Below are 12729 nucleotides of genomic sequence, written 5' to 3' on the forward strand. Positions count from 1 at the left end.
TCTAGCCGGGGCGGCGGAGATTTACCTCTGCGCCCGTGTACGTCACCTCCGCATCGCCCGCGCCGTCGTCCGTCACCGGACGGCCGGCGGAGACCCAGCGGACGCGGATGGTGCGGGTGGCGGGCATCTTGTCGTAACCCTTGCCCTCCCGCGCGCCGAGCGTCAGCGTGCCGGTGGCGTCGTCGTAGCGCATCGGGATGCGGGCGAAGGCGTCGCGGCGATATTGCTCGCTGGTGCCGTCATCCTCGTACAGCGAGAAGCGGCCATCGGCGCCGGTATAGACCGCGACGGTCAGCGGCGCATCGGGATGCTGATCGGTATATTGCATCACCGGCCCCATCGGCACGATCGCGCCGGCGCGGACGAACAGCGGCATCCGTTCGAACGGCGCGGTCGCCGTCACCGACTGGCCGCCGCGATAGGCGTTGCCGGTGCCGAAGTCGTACCACATGCCGGTACCGGGCAGATACACCTGACGGGTACGCGCCTTGTACTCGGTGACGGGGGCGACGAGGAACGCGTCGCCGAACAGATACTCGTCGGCGATGTCGCGGGCGCGGACGTCGTTCGGCCAATCCATCGCGAGGCCGCGCATGATGCTGCCGTCCTTGTGCCACGTATCGGCGGCGACGGTGTAGATGTAGGGCATCAGGCGATAGCGAAGCTGGTCGTACCAGACCATCGATGCGCGCATCGGCGATCCTTCGGGCGAGATTTCGTAAATCTCGCGGTACGGCGCCTCGCCATGGCTGCGGAACAGCGGGCTGAACGCACCGAACTGGAACCAGCGCAGGTTCAGCTCACGCCATTCGTCCAGATCGGCGGGCTTCGGCGTCTTGCTGGCGTAGCGATCCTCCAGCGCGAAGCCGCCGATATCGTGCGTCCAGTTGGGGATGCCCGACATCGATGCGTTGACGCCACCCGAAATCTGCGCACGCAGATCGTACCAGCGGCTGGCGACGTCGCCCGACCAGATCGCCGCCCCGGTCCGCTGCAACCCGCCGAACCCGGAACGGGTCAGGATGAAAGGCCGCACGTCTGGCTTATAACCGCGCCATCCGTCGTAGAAGGCGGTCGCGTTCATCAACGGATAGCTGTTGAAATACTCCGCCGCCGGGCCGCGCGCGGTCGGCCCCATCGTCTCGATCCGTTCGGGGATCGACAGGTTGGAGTGCATGTCCGGCTCGCTGGCATCCGCCCACCAGGCATCGATGCCCAGCGTCGCGAGCCGATCCTTTACCTGCCGCCAGAAGATCGACCGACCCTCCGCCGAATAAGGATCGTAGAAGGTGTTCTTGTACCCCGGCCCGACCCAGTCGACATTGCCCATCTTCAGATTGCCCTGATAGGCCAGTCCCTTGGCGGCGAATTCCTTGTAATTGTCGGTGGTCGGATAGAATTTCGGCCAGACCGAGATCATGAAGTGCGCGTTCAGGTCATGCACCTTGCTGACCAGCGCCTTGGGGTCTGAAAAACGGGCGGGGTCGAAGCGGTGGCTGCCCCATTCGTCGTCGCGCCAGTAGCGCCAGTCGAGGACGATGTTGTCGAGCGGGATGCCGAGGCCGCGATACTTCTCGACCACGTCGATCATCTCTTTCGAGGTGTCGTAACGCTGGCGCGACTGCCAGAAGCCATAGGCCCATTTGGGCATCATGACCGCCTTGCCCGTCAGTTGGCGGTAACCGGCGATGACGTCGTCCATGTCGCGGCCCGGCACGTACCAGTAATTGACGGCGCGGGCGACGTCGCTGGTGAACCACACCGAATGACGATCGGCGGCGGGTAGCGGATCGTTGTGCAGCAGCGCGATGTAGCCGGCGTTCGGCTCCCATTCGATGCGGATCGTCGCGGGCTTGCCCTTCGTCATCGGCGCGGTGAAATTGGCGTACCAGGGGTTCCAGTTCTGCCGCCAGCGATTGAGCACCTCGCGCCCGTCCACGAACACCTTGAAATAGCTGGAGCCGTAGAGCTGGAATTTCTGCTCACCGGTGACGTCGGGCGTCACCGTGCCGGTCCAGATGACCGTCTGTTTCTGCACCGCGTTGCCGGCGGTGTTCTGGCCGCCGGTCGCCGCCGTCGTCTTCGCCTTGGCCGCTTCCGGCCAGTTCACCTGGTCGCGGATATGCTGGTAGTTGATCGTCGCTTCCTGACGCGTCACCACCGGTTTGCCGTCGAGGAAATATTGCGCGGTCCAGCCGGGCTTGCCGCCCGAGGTGACGCGCATCGCATCGGCCCCGACCAGCGCATAAGGCTTCGGATTGCCGAAGCGGGTGATGCCGTCATTATCCCACAGGATGCCGTAATTCTTCGTCGAGACGACGAAGGGCACGGCGATGTCCATATTGTGCTGGGCGAGTTCGACGTCCTCGCCATTATAGTTCATCTGCGAATTCTGGTGCTGGCCGAGACCGTACAGCCCCTCGTCCGTGCCGCGATTGAACTGCTGCGTGGCGGTGACATACTGGCGGCCGTCGATCAGCGTCGGGCGGAACGCGGGCGTGCCGGCCTCGTCCAGCACGACGCGGCCGCTGGCGTCGAGGAAGCGGACTTTGCCGGTGGCGAGATCGACATCGGCGGTGGTGCGCGCGGCCTTCACCTGGACATGGCCGGCGGTTTCGACGACCGTGAAGCGATCCGCCTTTGGCGGTTGCGGCACCATCAGGCTGGCCTGCTTCGTGAAACCGACCGAGGTCGCCGGCGCGGCGACGACGTGGATGATGCCGTCGCCATGGACGGTCACCTCGACCCGCGCAGCCGGGCCGCCGGCGGGCGTGACCGCGATGCCGCCGTCGATCTTCGTGAAGCCGCCCTTGCGATCCGCGGCATGGGCGGTGGCGATAGCGCTACCCGTCAACAGCGCGGCGATCATCAGTTTCTTCATGTGCATCCGTCCCCAATCCTGTTCGCGCCGATCGATCATGCGACCGGCGCCCTTCGTTCGTTTCAGCGGTAACGACCCATCGTGACCCTCAGCACCTGCGGCCGGTCGATCAGGTTGATGCCGTAATCGGTCTGGTCGCCGTTCCACACGCGCTGCGTGACCCAGCGGCCATCGGCGAAGCCACCCTCCTCGACGCTGACGACCATGCCGTTTGCTGCGCCGCCCTTTGCCGTCCCGAATTCTAGGCGAACGTGGTCGCCGACGACCAGAAACTCGTCGGCCGACATCTGCGCGACGGCGACGCCGCCGACCGGCTGGTCGGCCCATGGCGGTGGCGAGGATTTTATCCACGTCCAGTCCTTTTGCCCGAACTGCCACGCACCCCAGCTGGCGGTGATCGTCCAGCCGCCCATCGTGGTCGATTGCGCGGTGCCGTCATCGGGCTTGGCGACCCCCCAGGTCGGCCGCTCGAACGCGATCCGCGCCCAGTCGCGCATGATCGAGGAGAGTGCCTTGTAGGGAAGCGCGAAGACGTCGAGCGTCGCGTCGTCCAGCGTCGCGGCGCCGAGCGGATAGTTGAAGTATCCGGTCGCATCCATGCCGAACGGCGAGAAGCCGATGCCGCCATGGCCGAGCGTGGGGTAGAGGAAGCGCGCGAATTCCTTCGCGTTGCCGATCTCCGGCACCATCAGCGCATTGTCGGGCCGGGCGTATTTTTCGAGGTACAGCGCGACGTTGCCGCTGGCGCGATCGTAGATGTCGGGCGCGGCGAAATCGATCGCGGGGGCCGCCGCCTTCCAGATATCGAGCACGTCCTGCTGCGGGCCGCCGCTCGCCACCCCGGTCGGATCGGGGACGTTGGAGGGGCCGGCGAGCGAGGCGTTGACGTACATCGGCAGCGGCTTCACCGCCTTGCCCGCCGCCGCGATCTCGTTGACGAACGCGGCGGTGTACCAGGTGTTGAACGCGCGATCGGCCTGTGCGCCGAAGGCTTGCGTCCATGTGCCGCGCTTGCCGACGCGCCGGGCGAGCGCGTCGGGGATGTTCTGTGCGAACAGGCGGTTGGCGGCGACGCCGTAATCGCGCGGCGAGCGATAGCTGCCGACCTCGTTTTCGGGCTGCACCATGATGACGGTGTTCTGCGGATCGTGATCGCGCAGATACGTCATCACCTGCACGAACGCGCGCTTGTCCGCGTCCAGCGTGGCGCGGGCGTGGGGCGAGTGGACATAGTGATCCTCGCCCGTCTTCGTCTTCATGCGCGGGAAGCGGCGATTGTCGAGCTTGGCCCAGGCGGGCATATAGCCGGGCGACGTGTTCTTCCACGTGCCGAACCAGAGCAGGACGATGCGCTTGTCATGGGTGCGCGCCTGATCGAGCAGGGTCTGGAGGAACGAGAAGTCGAACCTGCCCTCGACCGGTTCCACCTGCTGCCATGCGACCGGGATCTCGACCGTGTTGGCGTGGATGCGATCGAGCATCGGCCAGACGGCGGGCAGTGATGTGGCATAGTTGCTGGAATTATTGACCTGCCCGCCCAGCACCAGGAACGGCGCGCCATCGACGATCAGCGCGTGGCGGCCGTCCTTCGTTTCGATGTGCGGCACCGGTGATGCCTGTTGCGCGACCGCCGGCATCGCCAGACTTGCGAGGCTGACGGCCCAAAGCCCGATTATCTTCTTCATTGAACCGCGTCTCCATAGACGATGCCGCGCCCGTCCGTTCCGATATATACCCGGCCATAACGGCGCGGATCGCCGATGATGACGCGAAATCGCAGACCCCATTGATGGCGGTCGTCGTTGATCCGTTGCCACGCCGCGCCGCCGTCGATCGAGCGCCAGACGGCGGTGATGCCATCCCGGCGCCCGATCGCATAGAGCGCCGGCCATGGGCTGTCCGGTGCGCTGTGGCCGAGACCGTAGAAGTCGATCGCCAGTTCGCCCGTCGTCCGGGTCCAGTGGTCGCCGGCGTCGGTCGATCGATACAGGTCCGGCCCGACCTTCAGCCACAAGGCGCCGGCGCGGCCGGGGGTCGCGAGCAGCGGGTTCGGCGTCTCGCGCCCTCGGGTACGGGTGCCGTACAGGTCGGCGGGCAATCCCTGCGCCGGTATGGGCGCGAAGGTCGCGCCGCCGTCAACGCTGCGCAGCAACCGGTTCTGGGCGATGTCGAGGGCGTAGAAGCGGGTGGCGTCTTCCTTGTCCGCCGCCACGCGCACCTGTGCCGGCAAGCCCTGCACCGCGATCCAGTGGCGGCCGCGATCGCGGGTCAGCATCGGCCGGTCGAGTTCGACCAGAAAGGTGCCGCCATCGGCCGATACCGTGATCGCGGCGCTGCCGGTGCGTTCCGGCGGCATCGATCCGTCGGCGGGCGGGGGCGATGGCGGCGTGGTCAGCGGTCGCCAGTTGCTGCCGCCGTCGTCCGACCATGCCAGCGAGGCACCGGGCACGACCGGCGCATGGGTGTTGCCGCTGCGGACCATGACGGCGGGCGCGCGTCCCGCATAGTCGAGCGTATTGGTGTTGGTGAGGAAGGGACCGCGGTGGACGCGCGGGGGCGAGCGACCGAGGTCGTCGTGCCGGAACCCGCCGATATCGCCGAAGCCGGAAATCAGCGGCGCGCCGCCGGTGGGGCTCATCAGCGTCAGGATCGCGGTCTGTTCGATGCCGGCGGTCCACGGCGTCCAGCGCATCGACCCCGGCCGGTCGAACCCGTCCGTCGCATAGACGGTCGCGCCGGTGACATAGACGGCATGGCCCGCATCGAACGGATCGATCGCGAGGCCGGCGATCCAGTGGCCGAAATCCGCCTTGGCGTCGAAATCGAGAAAGGGGGTCGCGGCGACGTCGCGCACGCTGCGCCGCCATAGCTCGTCCCAATGCGCGCCGCCGTCGATCGACCGCCAGACGGTATCGACCGGCTTGTACCGATCGACGGTCGAAACGGCGATCACGCGCGGGTTCTGCGCCGACATGGCCACGCCCATGTAGCCGCCGGGTCGGGCGTCGGTGGCGACTTCCGGCGTCACGTCGCTCCACACGCCGGTATCGGTGGCGAGCCGCCAGACGGCGCCGCGCGTGATGCCGTTCGGGCCGATCCCGTTCGCATAGGTGATCGTCAGGACATGGTCGTGGCCGATGACGGCCTTGGCCGGCAACAGATCGGCCGGCGGGCCGCCCGCCACCGACACCCAGTGCATCCCGCCATCGTCCGACCGGAACAGATGCGCCGGGCCGGGATCGGCGCTCGCCACGTACAAGCGGCCTGCCCGTGTAGGATCGAACAGGACGAACGACAGGCCACCATGGGTGACACGAGGCTGCTGCGGTTGCCCGAGGCCCGGCAGCGGAAAGCCCGCGACCTTGCGCCACTGCACGCCGGCATCGTCGCTGCGCCACAGACCGTCGTGCCGCGATCCGAAGAACAATGTATCGTGACGGTGCGGATCGATCGCCAGCCGTTCGCCGAGGCCGCGTCCATCCTCGTTGCCGCCCATCGCGAACGGCACGGGTACGATCCGCCAGTGCGCGCCGCGATCCGCCGATCGCAGGATCGCCGCCGGCCCCCTCGCATTCATCCCGACCGCCATATAGACGATGGCGGGATCGACGGGATCGGGCGCGATGCTTTCGACGCCCATATAGTTCGAGATCGCCTGATCGTCCTGCAACGGTATCCACCGACGAACGCGGGCATCCCAGCGATAGGCGCCGCCCATGTCGGTGCGCAGGTAGGCGAGGTCTCGCTCGATCGGACTGAAGACGATGCCGGGGGCGAATCCGCCGCCGCCGACCGTCACGTTGGCCCAGCGATACGGCACGTCCGCCAGCGCGCCGGTCGTGGCCAATGCCATCGCCAGCATCGCCATGCCCGTACCGATGCCTTTACCTGCGCGCATTCCACTCCCAGTTCGTCGTCCGGCGTCGATGCGGACAGGGGCAACTTCGCTGCCGTTAAGACAGAGATACCGCTACCACCCGGTAAAGCAAGCGCGATGGCATCATTTCATTTGAACACTGGACGATCCATCCGCCTGCCGGGCATTATCGACGACCCTGCTTCGACCGTTTGATCTGATGGGAATGATCGCATGATGACCCCTTCACGCCGTACCCTGCTGACCCTGTTTGCCGCCGCCGGCATGGTGAGCGCCACGCGCGGCATCGCCCAGCCGCGAGCAGGTGGGAGTGGCGGCGCGGACCTGTTGCCGCTCTGGCCGGGCAAGGCGCCGGGTGCGCCTGCGACGCTGCCGGTGCGCAAGGTCAACGAGCGGTCGAAGGACCCTTCGTTTCACGATCGCTGGATCACCAGCATTGCCCAGCCCGCGCTGGTCGTGCGTCCCGCCGCCAAACCGAACGGCGCGGCGGTTATGCTGGTGCCGGGTGGCGGTTATGGCTTCCTGTCGTACGACAATGAGGGCGAGGAGCAGGCGCGCTGGCTGAACGCGCGCGGGGTGACGGCCTTTATCCTGTTGTACCGCCTGCCGGACGAGGGATGGTCCGATCGGTCGCTGGTGCCGTTGCAGGATGCGCAACGGGGGATGCGGCTGATCCGCGCCCATGCCGGCCGCTTCGGGATCGAGGCGAACCGGGTTGCGGTGCTGGGCTTTTCCGCCGGCGGGCATCTCGCCGGATCGCTGGCGACGCGACATGCGGAGCCGACCTATGCGCCGGTCGATGCGACCGATCGCCTGCCCGCCCGCCCCGATCTGGCCGGGCTGATCTATCCGGTGGTAAGCCTGTCGGCGTCGTTCACCCATGGCGGATCGCGCGACAATCTGTTGGGCGCGGGCGCGGATGACGCCGCCCGGAAGCGCGCATCGGTGGAACTGGGCGTGACCGAGACGACGCCGCCGATCTTCCTGGCGCATTCTTCCGACGACGGCACGGTGCCGATCCAGAACAGCCTTGCGCTGTATCAGGCGATGCTGGCGGCCGGGCGTCCTGCCGAATTGCACGCGTTCGATCAGGGCGGGCATGGGTTCGGCGTGCGATTGGCGGCGGACAAGCCGGCATCGATCTGGCCGACGCTGTTCGCCGCCTATGGCGCCCGGCAGGGGGTGTTCCGCGCATGAACTGGCGGGTGGCGATCGCGACGTCCGCCCTGCTGTGCATGGCGGCGGCGGATGGCGGGCCGCGCTATCGCAGTAGCGCGGCGCGGCGGGTCGTGGTGGAGCGTGACTGGGGACCGGTGCTGGGGCCGTATCGGCAGCGGCTGGTGCCCAGCATGATGAAGGATTTCGGCGAGCGGTACATCTACCGCGCCGCCAACACCGCGCTGCCGCCGCCCCGGCCGGGGGAGCGCCGGGTCGTCTTCATCGGCGATTCGATCACCGATGGCTGGAACCTGGCGGCGAGCTTCCCCGGCCAGCCCTATATCAACCGGGGTATCGGCGGGCAGGTGACGGCGCAGATGCTGGTGCGGTTCCAGCAGGACGTGGTTGCGCTGCATCCGAAGGCCGTGGTCATCCTGGGCGGGGTCAACGACGTGCAGGGGTTGTTGCAGGAGGAAACGCCGGACGGCATCGTCGCCAATATGGAAGCGATGGCCGATATCGCGCGGGCGCACGGCATCGCCGTGGTGCTGGCGTCGATCCTGCCCGTCAACGATTACACCCCCGCCGCCCGCGACGTGGTGCGCGAACGGCAGCCAGCGACCTTGGCGGCGATCAACGTGCGGCTTCGCGATCTGGCGCGGCGGCGAGGATATGGCTTTGCCGATTACGCCGCCGTCCTGCGCGACGAACGCGGGCTGATGAATGCGGCCTATACCCGCGACGGCATCCATCCGACGGCGGCGGGTTATGCGCGGATGGGAACGGTCGCGGCGGCGTCGATCGGACGGGCACTGAGACGCGGATGAACGGGCGTATACCACGGCCGCGATCGATCATGGTGACAGTGGTGTCATCTGTCGGCATGCTGCGCGGATGAACGATATCATCGTCGACAATCACCCGCGGGGACGGGCGGGACTGGGCCGCAACCTGACCCATGGCATGCTCGATGTGCTGGGCAAGGCGATCGTGACCGGTGAGTATCGCGACCGCCCCTTTCCCACCGAAGCGGAGATCGCGCGGCTGCACGGCGTCAGCCGGTCGGTGACGCGCGAGGCGGTGAAGATGCTGACCGCCAAGGGACTGGTCAGCGCCCGCCCCCGACAGGGTACGATCGTGCAACCGACGACGACGTGGAACCTGTTCGACGCCGATGTCCTGCGCTGGTTGCTCAGCCGGCAATTCTCGGTCGAACTGCTGCGCCATTTCAACCAGTTGCGCATCGGTATCGAGCCGGAGGCGGCGGCGCTGGCGGCGCGGTTCCACGACGAAGCGGACATCACGCGGATCGAGGCTTGCCTCGCCCGGATGGTGGCGGCCGAGGCAGGGCATGACGACCCGCTGGACGCCGATATCGCGTTCCACGCCAGCATCCTGCAGGCGTCGAAGAACCCGTTCTACGGACAGTTGGAGGCGGTGGTGTCGACGGCGCTGCGCAGTTCGATCACCTATACCAACCGCGCCAAGGGACGATCCGCCGATATCGCCGCGCACCGGGCGGTGGCGGAACGGATCGCCGCGCGCGATGCCGCCGGCGCGCGGGCGGCGATGCAGCAGATCGTCAGCGACGTGCTGGACCTGATCGCCGACTGACCCCGGTCAATGCTCGCGGAATGACGACCAGAATGCGCCGAGCAGCGGTTCCAGCGCATAATCCAGCGCGGTTCGCTTGCGCAGTGGCACCAGCACCTGCACCGGCATACCGGCGCGCAGCTCGAACCCGCCGCCGCGCAAATTGCCCAGCACGCGCAACTGATCGCGCGGCACCGTGACCTCGCCGGTGAAATAACTGCCGCCGGTCTTCTCGTCGGTCAGTGCGTCGGCGGACAGGCGGGTCAGCCGTCCCTCCAGATTGGGCAGGTCGCGCTCGTGCAGGCTGGGGAAGCGGACCAGCGTGCGCTGACCGACCGCCAGATCGTCGGCATCGTCGAGCGCGATCCGCGCCTGAATGCGCAGCGGCGTGCGTTCCGGCACGATATCCATCAGCTTCTGGCCCGGCGCGACGACACCGCCGGGGGTGAAGATCGTCAGGCCGATGACGGCGCCGGTGGCGGGCGCGCGGATATCGGTGCGGGCCAGTTGATCGCGTGCGGCGGCCAGTCGCGGCATGACCTCGCCCAGCCGACCGTCGACGTCGCGCAGGTCGGCCGCGGTCCGCTCGCGGAAGGTACGTTCAGCCTCCAGTACCTGAATCTGGCTTTCGCGCGCGGCTTCGCGGGTCTGGGCGACGCTGGCGGTGTATTGGCCGCGCTGGCCGACCAGTTGCGCGCGGGCGCGTTCCAGTTCGCGCAACCGCGTCTGCGAGACGAAGCCGCGCTCGGCGAGGGGTTTCAGCGCGTCGATCTGTTCGTCGATCAGGCGCAGCTGTTCCACGGCGGAGACGACCTGCGTGCCATATCCCCGCCCCTGCTCGCCCGACTGCGCGGCCCGCTGGCCGAGCGCACCGCGCTGGGCGGACAGGGTGGCGTTGCGGGCGGCCAGTTCGCTCTGTTGCAGGCGAAGCGCCAGCGCCGCTTCGGCCCGGTCGCCTTCGGGCAGGGCGGCGAATTCGGGCGGTGTCGCCAGTCGCGTCTGGCCGAGCTGTTCGGCCTGCAGCCGCGCCCGTTGCGCCAGCAGCCGGATCGCCTGCGCCGACAACGCACGTTCCTGCGCCAGCACGTCGGCGGCGGCGAGGCGGAGGAGCAACTGGCCTTGCCGCACGCGTTGGCCTTCGCGGACATAGATCGCGCCGACCACCCCGCCCTCGCGGTGCTGGACCGACTGGCGCTGGCCGGACACGACCAGCGTACCGGGCGCATAGGCCGCCGCATCCAGCCGCGCGGTCGCCGCCCAGCAGAGAAAGACGACGAAGAACAGCCCGGCGATGACGAGGCCGTGGCGGATGTCGCGTGCGGGATCGCCGATCGCGGCACTGGCGAGCGCTGGTTCGTCGACCGGCGGCAGGACAAGCGCGTCGCTCATGACGCCACCGCCTGCGGCACCATGCGCCGGACATTGGGTGGCGCGATCTTTGGCAGCACCTCGTCACGCGGACCATAGAGTTCGACGCGACCGTCACGCAGCACCAGCAACTTGTCGACGACGGGCAGGATGCTGAGCTTGTGCGAGACGACCAGCACGGTCCGGCCTTCCGCCTTCAGCCTGACCAGCGCCGCATTCAGCGCGGCATCGCCCTCGGCATCCAGATGCGCGTTGGGTTCGTCGAGGACAAACAACGCCGGGTTGCCGTACACCGCCCGCGCCAGCGCGATGCGCTGCGCCTGCCCGGCGGAGACACCGCGCCCGCCCAGCCGCAGGCGATGGTCGAAGCCGCCGGCCAGCCGCAGGATCAGCGTATCGGCGCCGACCTTTTCGGCGGCGGCGACGGCGGCGGCATCGATCTCCGCCCGCGCGCCGTCCAGTTCGGTGGCGAAGCGGGCGATGTTCTCCTTCACCGTGCCTTCGAACAGCGCCGCGTCCTGCGGCAGATAGCCGATGTGGCGGGCGAGGCGCTCGGGGTCCCAGTCGGTGATGTCGGCGCCGTCGATCCGCACCGTGCCGCGATCGATCGGGAGAGCGCCGGTGATCGCACGCAGCAGCGTCGATTTGCCGGCGCCCGACGGACCGACGATCGCGACGATCTCGCCGGCCGCGATGTCCAGCGATACGGCATTCAGGATCGCGCCGTCGCGGGTCTCGTTCAGGACGGTGACGCTGTCCAGACGCAACGCTCCGCGCGGGTTCGGCAGGCGGGTCGCGTCATGACCCGCCCCATGCCCGGCCAGCAGGGTGTCGAGGCTGCGATAGCTGCCGCGCGCCTGCACGATCCCCTTCCACGTGCCGATCAATTGTTCGATCGGCGCCAGCGCGCGGGCGATCAGGAAGGAGGCAGCAAAAATCGCGCCGCCCGAGATCATGTTGTCGATCGCCAGCAGGGCGCCCAGCCCCAGCGCCAGCGATTGCAGCGCGAGGCGGACGAATTTGGTGGCGGTGAAATAGCTGCCCGCCTTGAACCCCGCCTCGGTCTGGAGCGTCAACATTGCTTCGCGCTGGCGCAACTGGCGCGCGACGAGGGCGCGGCGCATGCCCAGCGCGCGGACGCTTTCAGCCGAGGACAGGATCGCGTCCTGCCCCGCATAGGCCTGCGCCGCCGCGGCCTGCGCCCGGTCGAGACGGCTGCGCGTTGCGCGTTCGTTGCGCCAGGCGATGATCGGCAGGATCACCGCGCCTGCCAGCGCGAGCAGGCCGATCAGCGGGTGGACGAGGAAACAGACGAGGACATAGATCGGCGTCCATGGCGCATCGAACAGCGCCAGCATCCCCGGTCCGGTCAGCGTACCGCGCATCGTATCGAATTCACGCAGCGCCTGTCGTGCCATCGCCGATTCCGGCCGGCCGAGCGTGGCGTCGAGCAGCAATGGCGCCACGCTGGCATCGAGCAGGACACCTGCGCGCACCAGCAGACGCGACCGCACACGGTCGAGCAGCGACAGCGTCGCCAGCCCGAACAGCAGCACCATCGTCAGGAAGATCAGTGTCTGGACGCCCTGCGTCGGCACAACGCGGTCGTACACTTGCAACATGTAGAGCGTCGGCACGATGTAGAGCAGGTTGACGAGGGCGCTGAACCCCGCCGCCGCCACGAAATGACGGCGGCACCGCGCCATCGCGGCCTGCATCGCGGCGCCGGGGTGAAGAAGATCAGTCATCGTTCCCGTACCCGTCATCCGCCACGCCGCGGTATCGATAGTCCGATCCGCGCGGCCCGTCGACGGTCATGCCGGCGGAGCCGATCCCGGTAACGCCGGTGATC

General features: G+C 67.9%; 8 protein-coding genes. 3 read left to right on the plus strand and 5 right to left on the minus strand.

The window, feature by feature from the left end; all coding sequences use genetic code 11:
• Window position 1: 1 nt before the first annotated feature.
• From JAO74_RS08450 to JAO74_RS08460, 3 genes are read right to left on the minus strand one after another with little or no spacing between them, the layout of a single operon-like run.
• Window positions 2–2920, minus strand: a complete 2919-nt coding sequence (locus tag JAO74_RS08450; RefSeq protein WP_233150811.1) for a glycoside hydrolase family 31 protein — start codon at window positions 2918–2920, stop codon at window positions 2–4.
• Between the two features lie 23 nt (window positions 2921–2943).
• Complete coding sequence (locus tag JAO74_RS08455; protein ID WP_199036987.1) at window positions 2944–4566, minus strand: DUF5597 domain-containing protein; 1623 nt, start codon at window positions 4564–4566, stop codon at window positions 2944–2946.
• A complete protein-coding gene (locus tag JAO74_RS08460) occupies window positions 4563–6779 on the minus strand; it encodes a WD40/YVTN/BNR-like repeat-containing protein (protein ID WP_233150812.1) in 2217 nt (738 codons plus the stop codon). Before JAO74_RS08460 ends, JAO74_RS08455 begins: the two co-directional genes overlap by 4 nt.
• Window positions 6780–6974: 195 nt before the next feature.
• Between JAO74_RS08460 and JAO74_RS08465 the strand changes: the two genes are divergently transcribed.
• The 3 genes from JAO74_RS08465 to JAO74_RS08475 all read left to right on the plus strand — a co-directional run bounded on the left by JAO74_RS08465 (window position 6975) and on the right by JAO74_RS08475 (window position 9530).
• Window positions 6975–7955, plus strand: a complete 981-nt coding sequence (locus tag JAO74_RS08465; RefSeq protein ID WP_416194296.1) for an alpha/beta hydrolase — start codon at window positions 6975–6977, stop codon at window positions 7953–7955.
• The gene (locus JAO74_RS08470; protein ID WP_199036991.1) at window positions 7952–8743 is read left to right on the plus strand and encodes a GDSL-type esterase/lipase family protein; all 792 of its coding nucleotides are present in this window, start codon (window positions 7952–7954) and stop codon (window positions 8741–8743) included. The genes JAO74_RS08465 and JAO74_RS08470 overlap by 4 nt, the downstream gene beginning before the upstream one ends.
• A gap of 67 nt (window positions 8744–8810) precedes the next feature.
• Window positions 8811–9530, plus strand: coding sequence for a FadR/GntR family transcriptional regulator (locus tag JAO74_RS08475; protein ID WP_199036992.1), 720 nt, complete (start codon window positions 8811–8813; stop codon window positions 9528–9530).
• Window positions 9531–9536: 6 nt separating this feature from the next.
• Here JAO74_RS08475 and JAO74_RS08480 read toward each other — a convergent pair whose 3' ends face one another.
• Together JAO74_RS08480 and JAO74_RS08485 are read right to left on the minus strand one after the other, a co-directional pair.
• Complete coding sequence (locus tag JAO74_RS08480; RefSeq protein WP_199036994.1) at window positions 9537–10898, minus strand: HlyD family type I secretion periplasmic adaptor subunit; 1362 nt, start codon at window positions 10896–10898, stop codon at window positions 9537–9539.
• Window positions 10895–12625 (minus strand): type I secretion system permease/ATPase, encoded by a 1731-nt coding sequence (locus JAO74_RS08485; RefSeq protein WP_233150813.1) that lies wholly within the window; start codon window positions 12623–12625, stop codon window positions 10895–10897. Before JAO74_RS08485 ends, JAO74_RS08480 begins: the two co-directional genes overlap by 4 nt.
• Window positions 12626–12729: the final 104 nt, after the last annotated feature.

The sequence above is a fragment of the Sphingomonas mollis genome (assembly GCF_016427505.1).
Classification (GTDB): Bacteria; Pseudomonadota; Alphaproteobacteria; order Sphingomonadales; family Sphingomonadaceae; genus Sphingomonas; species Sphingomonas mollis.

What these genes read in the sequence shown, in the direction of transcription:
- JAO74_RS08450 (WP_233150811.1), bottom strand. Translation starts at nt 2,920, where the DNA reads ATGATCGATCGGCGCGAACAGGATTGGGGACGGATGCACATGAAGAAA.
- JAO74_RS08455 (WP_199036987.1), bottom strand. Translation starts at nt 4,566, where the DNA reads ATGAAGAAGATAATCGGGCTTTGGGCCGTCAGCCTCGCAAGTCTGGCG.
- JAO74_RS08460 (WP_233150812.1), bottom strand. Translation starts at nt 6,779, where the DNA reads ATGCGCGCAGGTAAAGGCATCGGTACGGGCATGGCGATGCTGGCGATG.
- JAO74_RS08465 (WP_416194296.1), top strand. Translation starts at nt 6,975, where the DNA reads ATGACCCCTTCACGCCGTACCCTGCTGACCCTGTTTGCCGCCGCCGGC.
- JAO74_RS08470 (WP_199036991.1), top strand. Translation starts at nt 7,952, where the DNA reads ATGAACTGGCGGGTGGCGATCGCGACGTCCGCCCTGCTGTGCATGGCG.
- JAO74_RS08475 (WP_199036992.1), top strand. Translation starts at nt 8,811, where the DNA reads ATGAACGATATCATCGTCGACAATCACCCGCGGGGACGGGCGGGACTG.
- JAO74_RS08480 (WP_199036994.1), bottom strand. Translation starts at nt 10,898, where the DNA reads ATGAGCGACGCGCTTGTCCTGCCGCCGGTCGACGAACCAGCGCTCGCC.
- JAO74_RS08485 (WP_233150813.1), bottom strand. Translation starts at nt 12,625, where the DNA reads ATGACTGATCTTCTTCACCCCGGCGCCGCGATGCAGGCCGCGATGGCG.